Annotated in this window: 19 protein-coding genes and 2 pseudogenes; 17 read left to right on the forward strand and 4 right to left on the reverse strand. The window is 51.3% G+C overall.

From position 1 onward, the window contains the following. Positions 1-298 (forward strand): transposase (locus AP057_RS05625; protein ID WP_152968865.1); only part of this gene is annotated, 298 nt, incomplete at its 5' end. 90 nt (positions 299-388) lie between these two features. On the opposite strand, the gene AP057_RS05630 is transcribed toward AP057_RS05625, so the two are convergent. Continuing rightward, on the reverse strand, positions 389-1,522 hold the full coding sequence (locus tag AP057_RS05630; protein ID WP_055358264.1) for an IS4 family transposase: 1,134 nt from the start codon (positions 1,520-1,522) through the stop codon (positions 389-391). 98 nt (positions 1,523-1,620) lie between these two features. Here AP057_RS05630 and AP057_RS05635 point away from each other — a divergent pair. The 13 genes and pseudogenes from AP057_RS05635 to AP057_RS05695 all read left to right on the forward strand — a co-directional run. Then, a pseudogene (locus AP057_RS05635) lies at positions 1,621-2,841 on the forward strand (diguanylate cyclase); the annotation flags it as partial. A 173-nt stretch (positions 2,842-3,014) separates the two neighbouring features. After that, entirely contained in the window at positions 3,015-3,470 is a 456-nt protein-coding gene (locus tag AP057_RS05640; protein WP_033010814.1) for a cytochrome c, read from the forward strand. Positions 3,471-3,491: 21 nt separating this feature from the next. After that, positions 3,492-5,360 carry a Sec-dependent nitrous-oxide reductase gene (gene nosZ, locus AP057_RS05645; protein ID WP_055358265.1) on the forward strand — a complete coding sequence of 623 codons (1,869 nt, stop codon included), beginning with the start codon at positions 3,492-3,494 and terminating at the stop codon, positions 5,358-5,360. 51 nt (positions 5,361-5,411) lie between these two features. Next, positions 5,412-5,978, forward strand: coding sequence for a hypothetical protein (locus AP057_RS05650; RefSeq protein WP_042382788.1), 567 nt, complete (start codon positions 5,412-5,414; stop codon positions 5,976-5,978). Further along, a complete protein-coding gene (locus AP057_RS05655) occupies positions 5,975-7,276 on the forward strand; it encodes a nitrous oxide reductase family maturation protein NosD (protein WP_049625247.1) in 1,302 nt (433 codons plus the stop codon). The genes AP057_RS05650 and AP057_RS05655 overlap by 4 nt, the downstream gene beginning before the upstream one ends. Further along, on the forward strand, positions 7,273-8,070 hold the full coding sequence (locus AP057_RS05660; RefSeq protein ID WP_049625248.1) for an ABC transporter permease subunit: 798 nt from the start codon (positions 7,273-7,275) through the stop codon (positions 8,068-8,070). Before AP057_RS05655 ends, AP057_RS05660 begins: the two co-directional genes overlap by 4 nt. Continuing rightward, the gene (locus tag AP057_RS05665; RefSeq protein WP_033010819.1) at positions 8,067-8,729 is read left to right on the forward strand and encodes an ABC transporter ATP-binding protein; all 663 of its coding nucleotides are present in this window, start codon (positions 8,067-8,069) and stop codon (positions 8,727-8,729) included. The genes AP057_RS05660 and AP057_RS05665 overlap by 4 nt, the downstream gene beginning before the upstream one ends. Position 8,730: 1 nt before the next feature. Beyond that, positions 8,731-9,642 (forward strand): FixH family protein, encoded by a 912-nt coding sequence (locus tag AP057_RS05670; protein ID WP_225995627.1) that lies wholly within the window; start codon positions 8,731-8,733, stop codon positions 9,640-9,642. Between the two features lie 185 nt (positions 9,643-9,827). After that, complete coding sequence (locus AP057_RS05675) at positions 9,828-10,580, forward strand: DeoR/GlpR family DNA-binding transcription regulator (protein ID WP_055358266.1); 753 nt, start codon at positions 9,828-9,830, stop codon at positions 10,578-10,580. After that, entirely contained in the window at positions 10,577-11,488 is a 912-nt protein-coding gene (gene pfkB / locus AP057_RS05680) for a 1-phosphofructokinase (protein ID WP_049626711.1), read from the forward strand. Before AP057_RS05675 ends, pfkB begins: the two co-directional genes overlap by 4 nt. Positions 11,489-11,514: 26 nt before the next feature. Continuing rightward, positions 11,515-13,383, forward strand: coding sequence for a PTS fructose transporter subunit IIABC (locus tag AP057_RS05685; RefSeq protein ID WP_055358267.1), 1,869 nt, complete (start codon positions 11,515-11,517; stop codon positions 13,381-13,383). Between the two features lie 117 nt (positions 13,384-13,500). Continuing rightward, entirely contained in the window at positions 13,501-14,367 is an 867-nt protein-coding gene (locus AP057_RS05690; protein ID WP_033017017.1) for a permease, read from the forward strand. 15 nt (positions 14,368-14,382) lie between these two features. Further along, positions 14,383-15,231 carry a TIGR03943 family protein gene (locus tag AP057_RS05695; protein ID WP_033025461.1) on the forward strand — a complete coding sequence of 283 codons (849 nt, stop codon included), beginning with the start codon at positions 14,383-14,385 and terminating at the stop codon, positions 15,229-15,231. Between the two features lie 43 nt (positions 15,232-15,274). On the opposite strand, the gene AP057_RS05700 is transcribed toward AP057_RS05695, so the two are convergent. Continuing rightward, positions 15,275-16,282: an MBL fold metallo-hydrolase gene (locus AP057_RS05700; protein ID WP_049626254.1), complete on the reverse strand. Its 1,008-nt coding sequence runs from the start codon at positions 16,280-16,282 to the stop codon at positions 15,275-15,277. Positions 16,283-16,425: 143 nt separating this feature from the next. Between AP057_RS05700 and AP057_RS05705 the strand changes: the two genes are divergently transcribed. Beyond that, complete coding sequence (locus AP057_RS05705) at positions 16,426-16,827, forward strand: secondary thiamine-phosphate synthase enzyme YjbQ (protein ID WP_049626256.1); 402 nt, start codon at positions 16,426-16,428, stop codon at positions 16,825-16,827. Between the two features lie 174 nt (positions 16,828-17,001). Here the strand turns inward: AP057_RS05705 and map are convergent, their stop codons facing one another. Both map and AP057_RS05715 read right to left on the reverse strand, forming a co-directional pair. Continuing rightward, positions 17,002-17,751, reverse strand: a complete 750-nt coding sequence (gene map, locus AP057_RS05710) for a type I methionyl aminopeptidase (RefSeq protein ID WP_033017013.1) — start codon at positions 17,749-17,751, stop codon at positions 17,002-17,004. Positions 17,752-17,913: 162 nt separating this feature from the next. Then, complete coding sequence (locus tag AP057_RS05715) at positions 17,914-19,218, reverse strand: ATP-binding protein (protein ID WP_049626255.1); 1,305 nt, start codon at positions 19,216-19,218, stop codon at positions 17,914-17,916. Between the two features lie 264 nt (positions 19,219-19,482). On the opposite strand from AP057_RS05715, the gene AP057_RS05720 reads away from it, so the two are divergent. Then, on the forward strand, positions 19,483-21,855 hold the full coding sequence (locus AP057_RS05720) for an immune inhibitor A domain-containing protein (RefSeq protein ID WP_235468481.1): 2,373 nt from the start codon (positions 19,483-19,485) through the stop codon (positions 21,853-21,855). A 184-nt stretch (positions 21,856-22,039) separates the two neighbouring features. Then, positions 22,040-22,303 (forward strand): annotated as a pseudogene (locus AP057_RS05725) (RNA-guided endonuclease TnpB family protein); the annotation flags it as partial.

Here is a 22,303-nt window from a genome sequence, read left to right on the forward strand (position 1 = left end):
CGAAGACATCTTGCGTTACTATGCTCAGCGTTGGACGATCGAGTGCTTTTTCCGGCAGGCGAAAGATCAACTGAAGCTGGATGGATACCGCGTTCGCCACATTCGGGCGGTGAAACGGTATTGGGCGGTGGTGCTGCTCTCCTGCGTGTACAGCATCGCCGAATCCCGCCAAAACCTCTCCACCGGGCTGGAGCTTCTTCGGTCGCGGAAAGGCCACAGCGTCGTCGAGTTCATTTATGACGCTGCAAAGCAAGATATTCCCATTGATGTGATCAAAAAACAGCTCCGTATCGCGTAAGGGGTACCCTGTTTGTCTCTCTAACCATGGAAATTATTGTAATGAAAAATGCTCATCTACAGTAATTTATTCAATTATCACGAGTGTTGATTATCCAAAATTAGACATACGCCTTCCATAAATTTGGGCATACTCAAACAAAGCAGCGGCCATCCCGGATTTCCAATCGAGAGGAAGCTGCCCAGAGAAAAAACGGCGAACGAACGAAATGAAGGAAAGAGAGACGTTCGTCTGTTTTTTGGTTTGATCATACAGCCATCGCAACAGCACATACGCGATGAATGCCGCAAACAGTTGGTTGTATACCGCATTTTCCGTCGTGCCAAACAAGGTCGGGACATTCAGATATTGCTTCACCCAACGGAAAAAGATCTCAACAGTCCAACGTTGTTGGTACATGTCGGCAATGGTTTCCGCAGACGCATGGAAGAGGTTCGTCACGACCCGAATGTCGCGGCCATTCGCATCTCGAAAGATCACCACCCGGTGACGCTTGGTGGAGCGGCATTGTTTCGTCCCCAACTGGCACGTGAAGTCGGCTTGAACCGATGAGGATGTGCTGGAAAGGCGTTTCAAGCTTTTTTTCTGATGAAGTTCGATGTTGTCCTTCATYCGAATGACAAAGAGCTGATGCTGCTCCACAAATCGATCGAGGCGTTCGATTTTGAMATACGCCCGGTCTTCCACSAGCACTTGTTGAGCGTTCGTCAACTGTTCTCCCACTGGGCCATCGTGACGCAGTCCGGTCGTTTCCACCACGTCTGCCGGCAGCGAGGATTCCGGCGAATACGCGACGTGCAGCTTCACTCCGGCGCGTTCGCCGTGATACGGMGCCCATGGGAGGCGGTTTTTCCCGACCGTGACGGTCGTCGAATCCACCACCCGAAGCGGTTTGGGAAACMGAAGCGAAYGGCGGGTTTGGCGRTTGCACTTGGAAATGATCAACGCCAACAAGCGTTTCATGATGTCATAGGGAACTTCTTTCGCTTTCTTGGATACAGTTGAATAATGGAATCGCGGCAATCCATACAGAGGCCCCACATCGGCTCCGTGGCGAAAGCTTTTCCATTGATGCATGGCGGCCAGCAGGAAGAAGTGAATCAACTCGCGCAACGTAAAGGTTCGAGACGAATCACGATACCCAACCGCTTCGGCAATCAGTTGAATCTCTTCATCCGAAACAAGTTTTTGCATCAAATTCGGGAGTGTGGTATGCTTGTTCATAGAGAGCACCTCCTGGGTTTGTTTGTGTCGTTACTCACATTCTACAGGAAAGGTGCTCTTTTTTCTATACCCTTTGGATTTTATTGGATAATCAACACGCCTGTTTTGGCTTGTCCTTATTTATTATTTTAGTAACGATATTGTCTATTGTTTTTAAGAAATTTTTGGAATTATACCAGTTAGTCTCCAACCGCGCCAACAGAGATCACCTCACCGGCCTATACAACCACGGTTTTTTCAAGGAAGCGCTCAAGGAGCAGTTTTCCGACTGCAAGCTGTTGAAACAGCCGTTGACCTTGGCATTTCTGGATTTGGACGATTTTAAAAAATACAATGACCGGAACGGGCATTTGCAAGGAGATCGTTTGTTGACTTTTTTCGGGAAACTGCTGCAAAAAGCAGTCGAAGGGACGAACTTCACGGTCGCCCGCTATGGCGGCGAAGAGTTTGCCATTTTAATGCCCAACACGACGAAAGAAGACGCGTACGCGTTTTTAAACCGGTTGCGCAAAGAAGTGAACGATACATATTTTGAAGGCGTCGAGCATATTCCGTATCGTTGCCTGTCGTTTTCGTGCGGCATCGCCGAGATGGAAAAAGATATGTACGAAAGCGAGGAATTGATCCATCGCGCCGATCAAGCGCTGTATTACGCCAAGGCGCAAGGGAAAAATAACGTGCAGCTGTATGATAAGCACAATATGTGCTTGGATGAGATTAAGTTTAAGCAAGATTTGGAAGCGCTCGAGCAGCAAGTGAAATTTTTTCTTTCCAAAGATGTCTATACATACCGCCATAGCAAACGGGTGTTTAAATATGCGTTGGAGTTTGGCAGTCGTCTTGATGAGTTGACCGACCATGAACGGCAGACGCTCATTTTAGGGGCGCTCATCCATGACATTGGCAAAATTGAAGTGCCCCGGGATATTTTAAATAAGTCCGGAAAATTGGAAAAGCATGAATGGGAGATCATCCAAAAGCACGTGGCGTGGGGGCGCGAGATTGTAGCGGCGGAGAAGCGATTCGATGAGTTGCTTCCGCTTGTCGAGCTGCATCACGAACGATATGATGGGAAAGGGTATCCGTACGGGCTGAAGGGGGAAGAAATCCCGAAATTGGCCCGCATTTTGTGTATTATCGACTCATTTGACGCCATGACGACCGAGCGGCCGTACCAGCCGACGAAAACGTTTGAAGAGGCGCTTGAGGAAATCGAGCGTTGCGCTGGGACGCAGTTTGATCCCGTGTATGCGGCGAAGTTTGTCGCGTTTGTGCGCGAGCATTATTTGCCGCTTGCCGAGATGGAGCAACTGAATTAAGCGACAGAAGGCACTTGCCGGTGGCAAGTGTTTTTTGTTTTTTACCGTTTTGCCACGCTTTTGTCAAATAATGTTCACTGATCTTGGAAATGAAGTGATTTTTTGCACAGGGGAGGTCAAGGGCGGGTGGCTATAATGGTAAACGAATTTCTCACTGTAGAAGGAGGAGGGGCATGAAACAAACGGTCGTCATTTTTCTCATTAGCGCTTTGATCGGTTTGGCTGGCGGTTATTCGTATTTTCAGTTGGGAGGAACGAAAGGAGAGACGAATGCGACGCAGGCAGGAAAACAAGAGACGGCTCAATCGTCCCAACCATCAGCTTCGACAGAGGATGGGAAGGGGGCGGGCAAGACAACAAACGCTAGTACGCAGGACGGGACTATCCTGCAACAAAAAGGTTGTCTCTCTTGCCACTCTGTTTCCAAGCTTAACTTGCAAGGAGGGACGACCGGTCCGGATTTATCGAACGCTTATCGAGAAGTCGAGGGCAAACACGGCAAGCCGATTGAAGAGTTTTTAAAAGCGCCGACGTCTGCGGTGATGTCTGGGGTGATCAAATCGAATCCGCTGACAGATGAGGAGCGGGCCGAAATTATTGCTCTCTTAAAAGAAGCATCCGAAAAGTAAGAAACGATGGGAGGAACGAGAGTGAAGAAAAAAGTGATTTCCGCGTTGTCAGGGTTGGCAGTTGGAGTGTTGGCGTCAACTGTCTTTTTCGGCAATTTTTCCACTCCTGATACCGTTTCGACTGCATCGACCAAAACCGATGCGGAAAAAGTGTACGTTCCGTTTGGTGAAAAAGATGAATATTACTTGTTCGCCTCTGGTGGCCACTCGGGGCAAATGTTTATTTACGGGGTGCCGTCGATGCGGCGCATTCGCACGGTTCCTGTCTTTTCGCCCGATCCGGCGACCGGCTACGGCTGGGATACCCATTCGAAAAAAATGCTTGGCGGCTATACGTGGGGCGATTTGCATCATCCGGCTTTCTCGGAAACGAATGGAGAATATGACGGCAAGTATATGTTTGCGACCGATGTGGCGAACAGCCGGGTGGCAGTGATGGATTTGAAAACGTTTACAGTCAAAGACATGATCAAAGTCCCCAATACGAGCGGTCCGCACTGTGCCGCGTTTGTGACGGAGAATACCGAATACTTATTTTTGCCGACCCGATTTTCCGTTCCGCTCGGCCATCAGTACGCCTCGCTTGATGAGTATAGCGAAAAATACCGCGGTGTGATGAGTGCGGTCACGTTCGATGAAAAGGCGCAAAAGCTACACATTGCCTATCAAGTTGCGTTGCCGCCGTGGTCGTACGATTTGTCCGATGCCGGGAAAAAAATCTCAAAAGATTGGGCCGTGCTGACAACGTACAATACGGAAGAAGCGACAACAAACTTGGAAATCAACGCGTCTCAAGAAGACCGCGACTTTATCGTGCTGTTTAACTGGAAAGAGCTTGAGAACATGGTGAAAGCGGGGAAATATGACAATGTCGGCGGTCAAAAAATGATCTTTCCGGAAAAGCATAAAGGGGGCATTTATTTAGTGCCGGTCGCCAAATCGCCACATGGCGTCGACGTTACCCCAGACGGGAAATATTTCATCGCCTCCGGGAAGCTCGCCCCGTTGTTGACGGTATTTTCGTTTGAAAAGGCGTTTCAGGCGATTGAAAAGAAAGAGTTTGCCGGCGAGCGGAACGGCATCCCGATTTTGAAATACGAATCGGTGATGGAGCGGGAAGTCAATCCGGAAAACGCGCTTGGGCCGCTGCATACGCAGTTTGATGACAAAGGCATGGCGTATACGACGATGTTTATTTCGTCTGAAATTGTGAAATGGAATCCGGAAACCGGCGAAGTGCTTGACCGCGTTCCGGTTCAATATTCGCCAGGGCATGCCGTCGCGGCGGAAGGGGATACCGTATCTCCGGACGGCAAATATTTAGTGTCGCTCAACAAGTTGTCGAAAGACAGCTATTTATCGGTCGGGCCGTCCCACCCGGAATCGATGCAGCTCATTGACATTAGCGGTGACAAAATGAAAGTGATCCAATCGTCGCCGGTCGATCCGGAACCGCACTATGGGCAAATGATCAAGGCCGATAAAATTAAAACGATTGAAGTGTACCCGAAAGATAACAACAATCCAGACGCTGTGTACAACCAAAAAGACGCCCGCATCGTCCGGAAAGGAAATGAGGTGCACGTCTACGGCATCGCAATGCGTTCGAAGTTTATTTTTGATGCCAATGCGAAGCGGCCGGACGTCATTGAAGTGAATGAAGGAGATAAAGTTGTCATCCACCTGACGAACCTTGACTTTGATGAGGACATTACCCATGGTTTTGCCATCAACCAGTATAACTTGAATATGGAAATTCAGCCGGGACAAACGAACACGATCGAGTTTACCGCCAATAAGCCGGGAACGTACCCGTTGTATTGCACGAACTTCTGTTCAGCGCTGCACCAAGAAATGACCGGGTATTTGTTGGTAAAGCCGAAACAATAAACCGAGGGGGCGGACGCGCCCCCCCTGACTAACAAAAGAGGTGTGAAGAAAATGGCTGCAGCGAAACTGTCTCCGTTGTCTGCCGTCTTTGTCGGCGCGGCCGGAGGATTGCTGCTTTTGTCTTTAGCGTTTCCTTGGTGGGGGATGGATTTCATCGCTCCGCAATATCCGGAAGGATTAGAGATTATCGTTTATCCGAATCGGCTTGAAGGGGATATCGACATTATTAACGGACTCAATCACTATATCGGCATGAAGCCGTTTAGTGAAGAGAGCTTTCCGGAACTTGGCTATTTGTCCTACATCGTGATCGCTATGGCCATAGCGGCATTCATCATCGCGTTCACGAGAAGCAAAAGAGGGTTGTACGTGTTCATCGCCGCCTTTCTCATTGGCGGGGCGCTCGGTCTTTACGATATTCATCGCTGGCTCGCTGACTTTGGAACGAATTTAAACGATAACGCCCCGATCGATATCGATCCGTTTGTGCCGCCGATTTTCGGAGAAAACCGGATCGCCAACTTTACGACGTTCAGCTATTTTGCGACCGGTGCGTATCTCGTCGGTGCCGCGTTCGTTTGCCTGCTCGTTCCGCTATGGAAGGAGAGAAAAACATGAAGCGATGGCTGCTCATTTCCTTGTTCATTTTTTTCTTTTTCGATGTTCCGAAAGAAGCGGCTGCCGGCCAGACGCTGCAGCAACTGATTGACGCTGCTCCGGCTCACGGCACGATTCGCCTAACAGGCCAAACGTACATTGGCGATATTGTCATCGACAAACCGCTGACCATCATCGGCACAAAAGGCACGGTCATTCAAGGAAGCGGGCGCGGCAATGTGATTTCGATCAAAGCGCCGCATGTCACCATTACACATGTGACCGTCACGAACAGCGGAAAAAGCCGGAGCACGCAAGAGGAATACGCCGGCATCAAAGTTTATTCCGATTATAATACGCTAGAACACATAACGGTAAAACAATCGTTTCATGGCATTTACTTGAGTCAGGCGCATCACAACCGGATTGCCAACGTACGGGTGATCGGCGAACAAAACGGAGAAATCGCCGGACAAGGAAATGGGCTGCACATTTATTATTCTAATTTTAATGAGCTTGAACATAACACCATTATCGGAACGAGAGATGGCATCTTTTTTGACTACGCCAATCATAACGTCGCCAAAGGAAATGAAGTGTCTCACACCCGTTACGGGCTTCACTACATGTATTCGGATGATAACGCGTTTGATGACAATACGTTTATGCTTAATAACGGCGGGGCGGCGATCATGAACTCGAACCGGATTGTCCTGAAAAACAACCGCTTTTTCTTCAACAAAGGAATGCGCTCGTTTGGGTTGTTGCTGCAGATGGCAAATGACAACCGGATCATTGGCAATACGTTTTATCAAAACGAGCGGGGATTGTATATTGATCAGTCGAACGATAATTTTTTGCAGCGAAATGTCTTTTTGCAAAATGAGATCGGCATTGAGCTTTGGTCGAGTTCACAGCGGCAAACGTTTACGGAAAACCGGATTTGGAAAAATACGATTGCTGTCGCGCGCCTTGGCGGCGGGGACAGGAATAGGTGGGATTTTCGCGGGGTTGGCAACGACTGGGGCGGCGAAGCGGCGTTGCTTGATTTGAACCAAGATGGGAAAGGGGATTCCCCGTTTCGCTATGCGTCCTCCTTTCATAAGTTAGCGGAAGAAAATGAACTGGCGTATTTGTTTTTGTCGTCGCCGAGCTTAGGTGTCTATGAGGCGATCAACGAATGGCGGCAGACAGACGAAGTGATGGCGGTCGATCATGCGCCGCTTGTGAAAAAGACCATATCAGCCGGCTGGTGGTGGGGACTGCTCGGCTTTGGAGCCATCGCGGTGATCGTGCCGAAAAGGAGGATTCGGAGATGAGCTACATTTGGAAAGAATGGCTTGAGCTTTCGCGGGGGAAGGCGTTTTGGCTGTTTTTTCTGCTCGTTGTTGCCGCATCGCTTTCCGTATTGATGAGCGCAAAATCGTTGCCGGCTGAGCATGGACTGACTATTTTTTTGCAGATGCTGTTTGACATGAATGCGTACATCGTTCCGCTTCTTTGTTTATTTTTTGCTTCTTTTTCCGTCATGCAGGAGAAAGAGCAGCGGACGATGGTCATGATTGTCGTCAAAAGCGGGCCGCCTTGGATGTTTTTATGGAAAAAAAGCGCGGCGATCCAGCTCATTACAATGACGGTGCTTGTCATTTGGTACTTCGTTTTGATCATTCCGGCCAAGTTTTTATTTGTCTTTCATTTATCGTATTTTCTTTCTTTTTTGCTCGCCACGATGGTGCTTGTGTTTATTTTTAATCAAATTGGAATTTGGCTCGGTTTCGCGTGCAAGACGAAAATTCAGTTGATTGGCGCCAACTTGTTTGCCGCGTTCTTTTTCATTTATTTGTATGACTTTGCGCTGCTTTCTGTTTTGCCGTCGGTGACGTATGACAATGTGCATGTGTTCTCCTTCGTGTATTTTCTGCAGCCGCTTCATGCGCTCCGTTTTTACTTAGAGACGTCGCTCGGGATGTTCTCGCTCGATTATTTGTCGCGGACGATGAAAAAATTTTTCTCCTTCTCTCCCGGCGTCCTTGTTGCGCTCAATATCGCGGTCTGGGGGATGGGGGCGCTAGCGGCATCGATGCTGTGGAGCCGAAAGGGGGAAGAACGATGATTGAAGTGGCGGGATTGACAGTTTCGTACCGAAACAACAAAGTGCTTGATGATGTCCATCTTGTCATTCAGAAAGGGGAGCGGTGTGCTTTAGTCGGGCGAAACGGCGCCGGCAAGTCGACATTGATTCATAGCTTGCTGAACTTGCTTCCGGCAGCAAGCGGAACGGTGTATATTGACGGCATTGATCATCGGCGGCACGAGTGGAAAAAGAAAGTCGCCTATTTGCCGGAAAAGTTTCAGCTGTATCCTCAGTTAACGGGGGAGGAAAATGTCCGCTTTTTTGCCTCGTTGCACGGCGCGGTCGATGAAGAGCGGATCGAAGACGTTTTGCACACCGTCCGGTTATGGGAAGCGCGCCATATGAAAAGCAAGCAGTATTCGAAAGGGATGCTGCAGCGGCTCGGGCTTGCTATTATGCTGTACTACGATGCTGACTTGCTGATTTTAGACGAGCCGACAAGCGGGCTTGATCCGTTAGGAAGGGCGGACGTGCTGGCGATTTTACGCTCTTTGCCGAACAAAACGGTGTTGCTGTCGTCGCACCATATTGACGAAGTCAGGCAGCTCTGCACCCATGTCGCCTATTTGGAAAACGGGAAGATCACGAAATACCGAGTCGAAGATTTTGAGCTTAGCACACTGATGGAGGGAGAATAAAGTGAGGCAACAATGGATGATCGTGATGGCAGCGCTTCTCTTCTTGCTTGCCGGGTGTCAAGGAAACGATTGGACGGTGTCGGTGAAAACGACCCCTTTTTATAAGGAAGGGACGGCTTCTTCGTTTGCGGTCGCCATCCAAAAGGACGGGAAGCCGGCGGGTGGGCTTGAAGTGACGGCGGTCTTTGAGATGGCGAATATGGATCACGGGCAAACAGTCGTCCAATTGGCGGAGAAGGAACCCGGCCTTTATGAAGGGAACGTGCAGCTGCCGATGGACGGAGAATGGGACGCTTTGTTGCAAATCAAAGACGGCGATGAGACGGTCGAAAAGCTCGTTACCCTCAAGGTGAAGAAGCAAGACGTGGCAGCGATGATCAATGGCACCGCGATTACAGCGGCAGAAGTCAAGTTCTACCAAACACGCTGGCAAATTGAGATCTCTTCGGCCATGGAAGCGGTCAAAAAGCAGTATCGCGGCGAAGAGCTCAACGAGCGGCTCAGTTATTGGAAACGGCAGTTGAATGAGACGACTGAGCCCCGCTCCGCTGTTACCCGTCTCATTGAACTGCACTCGATGGCGCTGCTTGCCGAAGAAAAAGGCTATTCAGTAGATGAACCGGCCGTTGATCGTGAAGTGGAAAACAGAAAGCGGCAATACGAAGGGAGCGAAACCGCTCAAACACTCATCCGCCAATACGGTGAGGCGGCATTTTGGAAGCAAGAACGGCGGTATGTCCAGCTCGTTTTGTTGGCGCAAAACGTGTGGAACGACATGGTAGAACAAGTGAAAAATGAGCATCCGAATGTAACGGAGGCGGAGATGCGTTTTTTGGCGCAAAAGAAGTATGACGAGTTGCTCGTTTCCCAAATCGACTCTTTGTCCATTCAACTGTATCTTTCCGGACGATAGTTTAGAAACATTGCCTGATCGGAATGAAAGGCAATGTTTTTTTGTTGTTGATGAATGATTATGATCGTTTTAAATACTACTTTTGATTAATATTGAGTGATAATGAATGTTTTTGATTGATTTTTTCGTTGTCTTGGGATATGATAGAGTTGTAAGCGATATCCCCGATGATCGGAGGTGGGAGTGTGCTGACCGAAGAACGCCACCGCCTCATTTTGGACCTGTTGGCGCAAAAAGGAGTCATCAAGCTGCAAGAGCTCGTAGAGGCGACCGGGGCGTCAGAGTCGACGATTCGCCGTGATTTGACGCAGCTTGAGACCGAAAAGAAACTGCGCCGTGTGCACGGCGGGGCGGCCTTGTTGCAGCAGAAGCGCGAAGAGTTGAGCGTGTCGGAAAAATCGCTGAAATATATCGAAGAAAAGCGGCGGATCGCTGTCTATGCGTCCAGCTTGGTACAAAAAGGAAACTGCATCTATTTGGACGCGGGAACGACCACGTGGGAAATGATTCCGCATTTGGCTGGCAAAGAGGTCATTGTGGTGACGAACGGCGTGATGCATGTCGAGCGGCTGCTTGAGCATAACGTCACGACGTATTTGGTCGGCGGCATGATCAAGCCGAAAACGAAGGCGTTGATCGGGCGCGGCGCCATCGAGTCGCTGCGGCAGTACCGCTTCGACCAATGTTTCATCGGCGCGAACGGTGTTCATTACGACTATGGCTATACGACGCCGGACCCGGAAGAGGCGCTGGTGAAATATACGGCCATGCAGCTGGCGCAGCGTGCGTATGTGCTTGCAGACCATTCGAAGTTGAATGAAAGCGCGTTCGCAAAAATTGCGGATTTGTATGAAGCGGTGTTGATCACCGATGAATTGGATGAAGAGTGGAACGATTTGTATCGAACAAAAACAACAGTAGAGGTTGTGGCTCCATGATTTACACATGTACGTTGAATCCATCTGTTGATTATATCGTTCATCTCGATGAGCTTCATGTTGGCGAACTGAATCGCTCGGTGAAAACGTTCACATTTCCGGGCGGGAAAGGGATCAACGTGTCGCGTGTGTTGAAGCGCTTGGGTGTTGACAGCACGGCGCTTGGGTTCATCGGCGGATTTACCGGCGGGTTCATTGAAAGCGAACTTCGGAAAGAAGGCATTGCCTGCGATTTTGTTCATGTCCCAGGGCAAACGCGCATTAACGTCAAACTGAAAGCGGGGCGGGAGACGGAAATTAACGGCGAAGGCCCGGCGGTTGCCGATGACGATGCCGTGCAATTGATCGCGAAAATTGGAGCGCTTTCGGCCGGTGATGTGCTTGTTCTTGCTGGAAGCGTGCCGACGTCGCTGCCGGCGGACATGTACGAGCGATTAGCGGCTCGGGCGGTGAACCAGCGCGTTCGCCTTGTTGTCGACACGAGCGGTCCGGCACTCGGGGCGCTGCTTGCGTGCCGCCCGTTTTTGGCTAAGCCGAACCATCATGAGCTGGCCGAACTGTTTGGTGTTGCGATGGTGACAAGAGAAGACATCGTGTTGTATGGCCGACGACTGGTGGAAAAGGGAGTGGAACATCTCATTGTGTCAATGGGCGGCGACGGGGCGTTTTACTTCAACGAGGAAACAGCGTTGTTTGCCGAAGCGCCGCAAGGAACGGTGAAAAATTCGGTCGGGGCGGGCGATTCGATGGTCGCTGGATTTTTGGCCGCTCAAGCGGATGGGAAATCGATTGAGGAAGCATTCGCTTACAGTGTCGCCGCTGGAAGCGCGACCGCGTTTTCGGAAGATTTGTGTACGAAAGAGGAAGTGGAAGCGCTCGTCGACCGCGTCCATATCGTGCATTTATAAATTGAAAATAAAGGAGGATTGGGCCAATGAAGATTACAGATTTGTTGACAAAAGAAACGATGATTCTCGCGCTTCAAGCGAAGACAAAGGGCGAAGTCATTGATGAACTGGCTGAAAAGCTTGCCGAAGCGGGAGCGGTCAGCGATGTGGAAGCGTTTAAGCAAGCCATTTGGGCGCGAGAAAAACAAAGCACGACCGGCGTTGGCGACGGCATCGCCATTCCGCACGCCAAAACGGCGGCGGTCAAGCGCCCGGCGGTGGCGTTCGGCCGTTCAGTGGAAGGCATTGATTATGAGTCGCTCGATGGCAAGCCAAGCCATTTGTTTTTCATGATCGCCGCGCCAGAAGGTGGGGAGCAGACGCACCTTGAGGCGCTCGCCCGCTTGTCGTCGATGTTGATGGATGCATCGTTCCGTGCTCAGCTTGAAACCGCTTCAAGCGAGGAGGAGATTATCCGTTTGGTTGCCGCGAAAGAAAGCGAGCAAGAAGCTCCACAGCAAGCGGTGCAGGCAGGGAACGGGCGGAAAGTGCTGGCAGTAACCGCTTGTCCGACCGGAATCGCTCATACGTATATGGCCGCTGATGCACTGAAGGCGAAAGCAGCCGAAATGGGGGTATCCATCAAAGTCGAGACCAATGGCTCAGATGGAGTGAAAAACGCTCTCACCGCACAGGAGATTGAAGAAGCCGCGGCGATCATTGTCGCAGCCGATAAACAAGTCGACATGGACCGTTTTGACGGGAAACCTGTCATCCAAGTGCCGGTCGCTCGTGCGATCCGCGAGCCGGAGAAGCTCATCGAGCAGGCGCTCCGCCAAGACGCGCCGATTTATCGGGCAGGCGGTGCGGCGCGGGGCAGCGTGGGGGCGGCGAAACCGCGCACCGGTTTTTACAAGCATTTGATGAACGGCGTATCAAATATGCTTCCGTTTGTCGTCGGCGGCGGGATTTTGATTGCCATTTCCTTCACGTTCGGCATTAAAGCGTTTGACCCGAACGATCCGTCGTATCATCCGTTTGCCAAACTGTTAATGGACATCGGCGGCGGCAATGCGTTCGCGTTGATGGTTCCTGTGCTGGCCGCATTCATCGCCATGAGCATTGCCGATCGACCAGGGTTTGCGCCGGGGATGGTCGGCGGCTTTATGGCGGCGAACGGCGGCGCTGGTTTCCTCGGCGGATTGATTGCTGGTTTCCTAGCCGGGTATTTAGTCGTCGGATTACGGAAACTGTTCAGCCGCCTGCCGCAGTCGCTTGAGGGGATTAAACCGGTGCTGCTCTATCCGGTATTCGGCATTTTTCTCACTGGCGTCATCATGATGTATGTGGTCATCGATCCTGTCAAAGCGTTGAATGAAGGGTTGAAACATTGGCTTTCCGGCATGGGAACCGCGAACTTAGTGCTGCTTGGTGCGGTGTTGGGCGGCATGATGGCGGTTGATATGGGCGGACCGATCAACAAAGCGGCGTATACGTTTGGGCTGGCCATGATTGAAGCGGGCAACTATGCGCCGCATGCGGCCATTATGGCCGGCGGGATGGTGCCGCCGCTCGGATTGGCACTGGCGACGACATTCTTCAAGAAGAAGTTTACGAAAGCCGAGCGCGAGGCCGGCAAAACGTGCTATATTATGGGGGCTTCGTTCATCACGGAAGGGGCGATTCCGTTTGCGGCGGCCGATCCGGTGCGGGTCATTCCGTCGATTATCGTCGGCTCAGCTGTAGCCGGGGCGCTGACGATGCTGTTTGGCATCGGACTTCCGGCGCCGCACGGCGGAATTTTCGTCATCCCGATCGTCAAAGGCAGCGCATGGCTTTATATATTGGCTATTTTGATTGGTTCCATCGTGACCGCATTGATGGTCGGGCTGTGGAAAAAAGAAGTGGAAGAATAATAGAAGAAGAGGCGTTTCGCCAAAGGCGAAGCGCCTTTTTGATTTTTCTTACCAAATTTTCATGACAATGGCCATTTCTCATGGTAAAATGAACGGTTGTAAATGAGAGGAGAACCCATGATGAACACGTTTTTGCAGCTGAATACGATTTTTATCAGCATATTGATTGAATCGTTGCCGTTCGTCGTGCTCGGGGTGTTTGTTTCCGGAGTCATTCAAATGTTTGTCAGTGAAGAGGCCGTACAACGGTGGGTGCCGAAAAACCGCCTTTTGGCCATTGTTTATGCCACATTGCTTGGAGTGTTTTTCCCTTCATGCGAATGCAGCATCGTGCCGATCACCCGCCGTCTCGTCGCCAAGGGGGTGCCGCTTTACGCGGCCGTGCCGTTTATGTTAACGGCGCCCGTCATCAATCCGGTTGTGCTGTTTTCGACGTATATCGCTTTCGGAAGCAGTTGGACGATGGTATTGTGCCGGGCGCTGTTCGCTTGCGCCGTCGCCGTCACTGTCGGCGCCGTGATGGCGATTCGGCATGAAGGCAGCGAGTTGCGCCATGAACGGCGCGAGATGCCGATGATGCCCCGTACTTGGAAAGAGAAAATCGTTGGCACCCTGCGCCATACGATCGATGAATTTTTTGCGACCGGGAAGTATTTGATCATTGGGGCGTTCATTGCTTCGGCGATGCAAACGTATGTGAAAACGTCGGCGCTTGTGTCGATCGGCAATGGGAAAGTGGCGGCCTCTTTGGTCATGATGGCGCTCGCCTTCGTGCTGTCGCTCTGTTCCGAGGCGGACGCATTTATCGCCTCGTCGTTTCAAAGCACATTTCCGTTTCACGCGCTGGCAGCGTTTCTCGTTTACGGACCGATGCTCGATGTGAAAAATACGCTCATGTTGTTTCAGTCATTCCGAGCCCGGTTTGTGTGGAAACTGATTTCCTATATCACGTTGTTTGTGTTTGCCGGATCGCTATTGATCTAGCAAGGAGGTGGCGGCATGATTCGCATGTATATTTTGCTTGGGTTTGCGTTTTTGTTTTTTCATTTATATATTACTGGAGAGTTGAGCAAATACATTAATATGCGGTATTCGTATATTTCGTTTAGTGCGATGTTTGTGTTTGCTTTTTTAACGATCGTGCAATTTGTGCTGGCAAGCCGCAACGAGGAACCGCACGATCATGGGGAAGAATGCTGCGGCCATCATCATCATGAGCCGTCCGCGCGCTGGAAGCGGGCGGTGAATTACCTTATTTTTGTTTTTCCGCTTGTTTCCGCCTTCTTGTTTCCCGTTGCGACGCTGGATTCTGAAGTCGTAAAGGCGAAAGGGATTCATGTTCCTGGGATGGCGGCTGACGGCAGCGATCCGTTTGCCCAGCGGCAGTTTTTGCGTCCGGATACGAGCATGTATTATGGGCGGGACGATTATCAAAATGCCATGGAAAAAGAGCTGAAAAAATACGGTCGTCTTGCTCGCTTGGAGTTGAATGATCAAAACTATTTAAATGCCATGGAAACGATTTATCAGTTTCCCGGTGCATTCGCCGCCCGCGACATTGAATTCACCGGGTTTGTTTACCGTGAGGAAACGACGCGCGCCAATGAGGCGTTTCTCCTTCGCTTTGGAATCATTCATTGTGTTGCGGATTCAGGGGTGTACGGGCTGCTCCTTCAGTTTCCAAAGACGGTGCCTCTTCAAAATGATGAATGGATTCATGTGAAAGGTACGCTATCCACCATGTATTACCAGCCGTTTCATATGACGCTTCCGTATGTAAAAGTGACGTCATGGGAGAGGGTGGCCAAACCGAAGGAGCCGTACGTATACCGCCAATTCAATGAATAAGAGCGAGCCGCGGACTGGCTCGCTCTTTTGGATAAAGTTGCGCTCATTCCTTTTGCCGCGCTTGTTTCACCGTGGTGATTGCGCTTGTTTGGTTGAACGAATTGTCGAATGGGGAAAGGGCCGTCAACGCTTGGGCGGCATCGATCACCTCGCCGAGCTTCAAGCAAAGCAAGCGCTCCTCTTCCAATCCGCGCCGCCGCCATTCAGCCCATAGGCGGTCAAGCGCTTCTTTCGGCGTATCGTCGGCCAAGCGGAACGCCCCGTAATGCATCGGCACAAACAGGCGAGCGCGGCAGTCCAAAAACGCCTGCACTGCTTCTTCCGGTGTGGTGTGCTGCGGCCCCATAAACCATTCCGGTTCGTACGCGCCGATCGGCAAGAGCGCATAGTCGATGGAAAAGCGTTCGCCGATGTCGCGAAAGCCGCGGAAGTAGCCGCTGTCGCCAGCAAAATAAACCGTCGGTGCGTCGTCCGCTTCAATGACCCACCCGCCCCAGTGCGACGTATTCGTATCCCAAAGCGTCCGCCGCGTCCAATGTTGGGCGGGAACAAATGTGAGCGATACGCCGTGAAAGGAGGCCGTTTCCCACCATGACAGTTCGGTGACACGGCGATAGCCGCGGCGGCGGAACAAGCGGCCGAGCCCCTCGGGCACGAATATGTGCGGGTCACCGTGCAAACGGCGGAGGCTGCCGAAATGCAAATGGTCATAGTGGCCGTGGGAAATGAGCACAACGTCCACGGGCGGCATCTTGTCAAGCGGAACACCAGGAGCCGTCAAGCGTTTGGCCGCGCCCATCCAATTCGCCCAGACGGGATCGGTGACGATGGTGATGCCATTGAGTTGAACGACAAAGGTCGAATGGCCGATCCAACAAAGCTGCGGCCGTCCGTTCGGATGATGAAGCCGGTTCCATTGCGGCGGCACGGCGTGCGGTACGACGTACGACAAGTCTTTTCGCTTTTGTTTCCGTTCCCGCTGCCAGCGGCGGAAATCGGTCCATGTTTTGTGCGTCGAGACGTTGTCGAGATTCGTGTATCGTTTCGGCACGGCAGTTTCACCTCAATGGACTTTGCTAGGAGACTCCCGTTTCCATGCAGGGATGGCAGGTGGGAGGCCGTTCCATATGCTATAATTAAATGGTAGCAAATTTTGCGTTGTTCTACAAAATATTTGTTCAGGAGGTGAAAGACTTGCTTCAATCTTTTTCGCTTCGCACGACAAAGCGCGATGAAATGGTGGAGATTACGTCATTTGTCGAAGAAACGGTGCGCCAGTCCGGGGTAGAAGAGGGGGTGGCGATCGTTTATTGCCCGCACACGACAGCCGGCATCACGATTAACGAAAACGCGGATCCTGACGTGAAGCGCGATATGATGCGCCGCTTTGATGAAACGTACCCGTGGGAGCATCCGCTTGACCGCCATATGGAGGGAAACACGGCCGCTCATATGAAAGCGAGCACGGTCGGCGCGTCGCAACATGTTATCATTCATGAAGGCCGGCTGCTGCTTGGCCGTTGGCAAGGCATCTATTTTTGTGAATACGACGGGCCGCGCCAGCGGACGTTTTACGTGAAAGTGCTGAAAGGGTAGCAACCATAATTATATTATGTAAACAAAATAGCAGGAAAAAGCAATGGCAACACAGCGGCCGCAACGGTCTGGCCAGAATAAAGAGAAGGGAACGAAAAACCCGGGCCAACGTGTACCCGGGTTTTTCGAATGTCGAAAAAATCAAGCTGTTGAGAACAAGAAATATCTGTATCCTTACGCCGTCGTCGTTAAGATCAGCGGCCCGTTTTTCGTAATGGCGATCGTATGTTCATATTGCGCCGAATACGAGCCGTCAATGGTGCGCGCCGTCCAGCCGTTTGCGTCCATTTTGCTTTGCCATGCCCCCATGTTCACCATCGGCTCGATCGTAATGACCATCCCTTCCTTTAAGCGCATCCCTTTTCCTTTTTCACCAAAATGGGGAACGTACGGCTCTTCGTGAATCGTCGGCCCGATGCCATGCCCGGTGAAATCGCGTACGACGGAAAAGCCGTGCGCTTCGACGTACGTTTGAATGGCGTGGCCGATGTCGCCGATCCGATTGCCGAGAACGGCTTGCTCGATTCCTTTATAGAGCGACTGCTCGGTGACGTTAAGCAGTTTTTGCACGTCTTCACTGACGTCGCCGATGGCGTACGTCCAGGCGGAATCGGCGAGCGCTCCGCGCAAATTGACGACAAAATCGATCGTGACGATATCGCCTTCTTTCAGCGGCTCATTGCGCGGAAACCCGTGGCAAATTTCATCGTTAATGGAAGCGCATGTCGCATACGGATAGCCGCGGTATCCTTTTTGTTCCGGTTTGGCGCCGTATTTGGCCAAAAACGTTTCAACGAACCGGTCAATTTCCATCGTTGTGACGCCCGGTCCGATGCGTTTGGCGATCTCTTGATGACAGGCGGCCAAGAGTTTCCCCGCCTCACGCATCAACTGAATTTCTCGTTCCGTTTTGACGTGAATCATGCAACTGTCTCCTTTTCCTTCGGTATGTTTCCATCCTATAGTATTGTAACAAAAACGCCAGTGGTGATAAACTGTCGGGAACATAGGACAAAGAAAAAGGACACCCGAACAGGCATCCTTTGTTTCGCTGGTTATCGTCTTCCCCCGGTTTGGCCGCGGCGTTTACAAGATGGCAAACAACTGCTTTTCTTTATCGGAAATCGTGGATAGGGATGGGGACGGAGCGAGCGGCAAATAAATCGATACCGTCGTTCCTTTATGTATTTCGCTTTCAATTCGAATTGTTCCGTTCATTGATTCGACAATGCGATAGACGACCATCATTCCGAGCCCCGTGCCTTTGACGCCTTTCGTCGTAAAATACGGTTCGCCAAGCCGTTCGAGCTGTTCTTTCGTCATGCCAACGCCGGTATCAGCGATGCGGATGAGCACACGTCCGTTGTCAATGGAGACGTATACTTGCAACGTCCCGCCGTTCGGCATCGCTTCAATGGCGTTTTTCATGATATTGAGCAAACATTGGCGGAACTTTTCCCGTTCTCCCATTACGGAAAACGAGGCGAGCGATGCCTGAATGTCGACGCAGCTCATATTGGCGAGCGGACGGATGATGTCGATGGCCCGCTTCACTTCCAGTTTGACGTTCAGCTTTTCCGGCATCTCCGGGGCCGGCTTGGCGAATGTCAAGTAATCGGTGATGATCGCTTCCGCCCGGTCGAGCTCCTCCAACGCAATGCGGGCGTACTGGCGGCGCTTTTCAGCGGCAAGCGGCTGCTCTTCAATCAGCTGGATAAACCCGCGCGCCGCTGTCAAGGGGTTGCGGATTTCATGAGAGATGGAGGCGGCCAAATGGGTGACCGCTTCCATTTTTTCGGCACGGATGATCCGTTTGCGCAACGCCATGTTATGGTACACCATCTCGCGGGCGGCGCAAACGATGAGCATGCTGATGGGCTGTACAAACAAAAAGATAAGCGCAACGGAAGGCGGAGGAGAAACCGCAGCAGCCATCCACTCCGCTATGGCGACGGTCAATAGGCCAGAGCCGAAGCTGAGCGATGCAGCGAACAGCGTGCGCTGTTTGGTTGGCAGCTCGACAAACCGTTTTGTCAATAAACTGCTTGTTGCAGCGATGGCGATGGAAACGACGACGGTGACGAAGACGCCAGCTCCGCCGAACAGCGAGCGGTAGGCGATCGCCGTAAACGCTAAAACCGTCGCCGCCCCCGCTCCGCCGTACAAACCGCCAAGCCACAGAGGAATTTGCTGCAAGTCGAAGATGAAATTGCTCTCTGTTCCGACCGGAAGAGTGATGCATAGGACGATTACAATGGCGTAACAAGCGGTCGGCAAATACAGGCGGAGGCGCTTTGGCCCTTTTTCTTGCTCCGTCCATAGCGGGACAAGAAACACCGGCAGGAGAATAAAAAACAAGTTCAGCAAAAAGTCTTTGAAAATATTCAGCATCGCGGCACCTTCTTTCCCATCGTCAAGATGTATAACCAGAATTTCTACAAAAACTGCGAATATATTACATTGTAACCGGAACATCACGGGTCTGTTAAGGTGAAATTAATAGTCTTTTTTTGCTATAAATCTCGTTTTTTCGACAGATATAGGCAAAAAGAACTGTTTTGTTCTTAGTCAAAAATTCCCTTTCGTTTTTTGGAATTATTCTATAATATTTTAATTGTATATATTTTCTATCAACCTTTTATTTGATATGGAGGGATGTTTTTGAAGAAACGGTCGATCACATCACTTGTTGCTGCGCTGTCGCTTGGAATGGGCCTATGGGCAGTGCCGGCGGCCGCCCCGCAGGCCGCCAATTCGGGAGCACCTTTGGCAGCCAGGCACGGCGGTCCGGTCGATTTGGCGGTGGCGAATGAAGAGAAGCTGGCGGAGATGTTGAAAAAAAGCGGCAAGCTTCGCGCTGACGCCACCCAAGCTGAGGCGGAAGCAGCGGTGCGCGCCTATTTAAAACAAAAGGCGGCCCACACTTCGAAAGAAAAAGGAGAATTGCACGAATACGAGGCAAAGCGGGCCGATGTGCTGCGCGAGAAGGGGCAGAAAAACAGTATTTTGAATGGGAAAGGAAAAAAGCTTGGCCAGACGAAAAAAGATTCCGTTCCGTCTGTCAAGCCAGAGGCATGGAACGGTGGCAAGCGGGTGGACCGCGTGCTCGTTTTGCTCATTGAATACCCGGATTTTCCGCACAACCGCATTCAACCGAATGAGACGGATATGTATTATAAAGATTATACCCGTGAACATTATGAAGACATGATTTTCGGCGGGGACGACGGCTATTACGCAGGACCGAACGGAGAAAAACTCATCTCGGTGAAAAAGTATTATGAAGAGCAATCAGGCGGCAGCTATTCGATCGAAGGAAAAGTGGCGGGCTGGTATCAGGCGAAGTATCCGGCTAAATACTATGGCGGCAACGTGCCGACCTCGGATGGCAATGACGCCAATCCGCGGGCGCTTGTGCGCGAGGCGCTGGCGGCGGCTGCGAAAGACCCGAGCATCAATTTGCGCGAGTTTGACCGAGAGGATCGGTATGATTTGGATGGCGACGGCAACTACCGCGAGCCGGACGGCTTGATCGATCATTTGATGATCATCCACTCGAGCGTCGGTGAAGAGGCGGGCGGCGGTTCGCTCGGCGGCGACGCGATTTGGTCGCACCGCTGGAATTTGGGATCGGTCTATCGCATCCCGAACACAACAACCGATGTGCCGTATTGGCGCGGCCAGCTGGCGGCGTACGACTACACAATCGAACCGGCCGATGGGGCGGCAGGGGTGTTTGCCCATGAATACGGCCACGATTTAGGGCTGCCGGATGAATATGATACGATTTACTCCGGCTTGGGCGAGCCTATTGCCTATTGGTCGATTATGTCCAGCGGGAGTTGGGCGGGGCGCATTCCGGGCACGGAGCCGACCGGCTTCAGCGCCTGGGCGAAACAGTTTTTGCAATCGACGATGCCGGGAAGCAACTGGCTGACCGGGGCGACCGTTGAATGGAATGAGATTACAAAAGACGGTGTAGAAGTATTGCTTGACGAAGCAAGCACGAAAGGGACGAACAACGATGCCGTGCGCATCAACTTGCCGGACAAAGAAACGGTCATCACGACCCCGCCAAGCGGTGTGTACGCCTATTTCTCTGGAAGCGGAAACAACTTAGATCATACGATGGCAACGACGATCGATTTGACGAAAGCGTCCAAGGCGACGCTGGCATTTGATACATGGTATGCGATTGAGAAAGACTGGGATTATGGGGCGGTAGAAGTAAAACCGCATGGCAGCAACGAATGGACAACAATTCAAGGAAACATTACAACGACCGACAATCCGTACAGGCAAAACCCTGGCAACGGCATTACCGGTACGTCAAACGGCTGGGTGAAGGCGGAATTTGACTTGTCGGCCTATGCAGGACAAACGATTGACCTCCGTTTCCATTACATCACTGATGCGGCGGTGTCGGAAGCCGGCTGGTATATTGACAACATCCAAGTGACAGCTGATGGGGCAATCGTGCTTGCCGACGACGCCGAAGGGGACAGCGCCTTTGCGGTGGAAGGCTTTGAAAAGAGCGATGGTAAGCGGTATTCGGATCATTACTATTTGTTGGAATGGCGCAACCACCGCGGCGTCGATGAAGGGCTCGCCCATATTTTGCGCGGCGACCGGCTTCTTTCGTACGATCCAGGGCTTGTCGTCTGGTATGTGGATGAAGGCTATGACAACAACTGGACGGGCGTCCATCCGGGCGAAGGGTTTCTTGGCGTTGTGGATGCCGACCAGCATACGTTAAAATGGTCGGGCAATACGACAGCGCCGACTCGCTATCAAGTGCACGATGCGGCGTTCAGCCTGCAAAAAGGAGCCCCATTCCGCGTGGCAATCAATGGCTCACAGCTGATCGACAACGATACATCGCCGACGCCGGCGTTTGACGACAGCCGGTCGTATGACAATAAAGGGGCCGTCGACGCAGGGCGGAACGTGCCCAACTACGGGTTGAAAATCCGCGTGATCGGCGAAAGCGCTGACCGCACCGCAGCGCGTGTGTTGATCCACCGCTGACCACCTCCAAAGGCGCACGGAACATTTCCGTGCGCTGAACATTTATCTTAATTAGGCGAGAAGACTCCCCTTCAACGAAGCAAAGCGGAGTAAGTGGGAGATGAATCGCCTTAACTATATTTTGCTGAAAATAGGATAGATTCAGTAAAATATGGTATAATATAGTTAGATGGGAGGTGAAAACATGTATTTTTGTATCAAACAACAGCTAAATGGTTTGACCAAAGAAGAATACTTGACTCTTCGAGAACTGTGCCATATTGCCAAGAACATGTACAACGTCGGATTGTACAATGTCAGACAATACTATTTTGAACACAAGGAATTTCTTAATTATGAGAAAAATTATCATCTTGCCAAAACTAACGAAAACTATAAGCTGTTAAACAGCAACATGGCACAGCAAATTTTAAAAAAGGTCAATGAAGCCTTTAAATCTTTCTTTGGT

The sequence above is a fragment of the Geobacillus sp. Sah69 genome (assembly GCF_001414205.1).
Taxonomy (GTDB): Bacteria; Bacillota; Bacilli; order Bacillales; family Anoxybacillaceae; genus Geobacillus; species Geobacillus stearothermophilus.

Excerpts from the sequence above, each read along its gene's own strand:
- AP057_RS05655 (WP_049625247.1), top strand. The coding sequence starts at position 5,975 with ATGAAGCGATGGCTGCTCATTTCCTTGTTCATTTTTTTCTTTTTCGAT.
- AP057_RS05690 (WP_033017017.1), top strand. The coding sequence starts at position 13,501 with ATGATGAACACGTTTTTGCAGCTGAATACGATTTTTATCAGCATATTG.
- AP057_RS05685 (WP_055358267.1), top strand. The coding sequence starts at position 11,515 with ATGAAGATTACAGATTTGTTGACAAAAGAAACGATGATTCTCGCGCTT.
- AP057_RS05650 (WP_042382788.1), top strand. The coding sequence starts at position 5,412 with ATGGCTGCAGCGAAACTGTCTCCGTTGTCTGCCGTCTTTGTCGGCGCG.
- AP057_RS05665 (WP_033010819.1), top strand. The coding sequence starts at position 8,067 with ATGATTGAAGTGGCGGGATTGACAGTTTCGTACCGAAACAACAAAGTG.
- AP057_RS05695 (WP_033025461.1), top strand. The coding sequence starts at position 14,383 with ATGATTCGCATGTATATTTTGCTTGGGTTTGCGTTTTTGTTTTTTCAT.
- AP057_RS05715 (WP_049626255.1), bottom strand. The coding sequence starts at position 19,218 with ATGCTGAATATTTTCAAAGACTTTTTGCTGAACTTGTTTTTTATTCTC.
- AP057_RS05720 (WP_235468481.1), top strand. The coding sequence starts at position 19,483 with ATGTTTTTGAAGAAACGGTCGATCACATCACTTGTTGCTGCGCTGTCG.
- AP057_RS05640 (WP_033010814.1), top strand. The coding sequence starts at position 3,015 with ATGAAACAAACGGTCGTCATTTTTCTCATTAGCGCTTTGATCGGTTTG.
- AP057_RS05660 (WP_049625248.1), top strand. The coding sequence starts at position 7,273 with ATGAGCTACATTTGGAAAGAATGGCTTGAGCTTTCGCGGGGGAAGGCG.
- map (WP_033017013.1), bottom strand. The coding sequence starts at position 17,751 with ATGATTCACGTCAAAACGGAACGAGAAATTCAGTTGATGCGTGAGGCG.
- pfkB (WP_049626711.1), top strand. The coding sequence starts at position 10,577 with ATGATTTACACATGTACGTTGAATCCATCTGTTGATTATATCGTTCAT.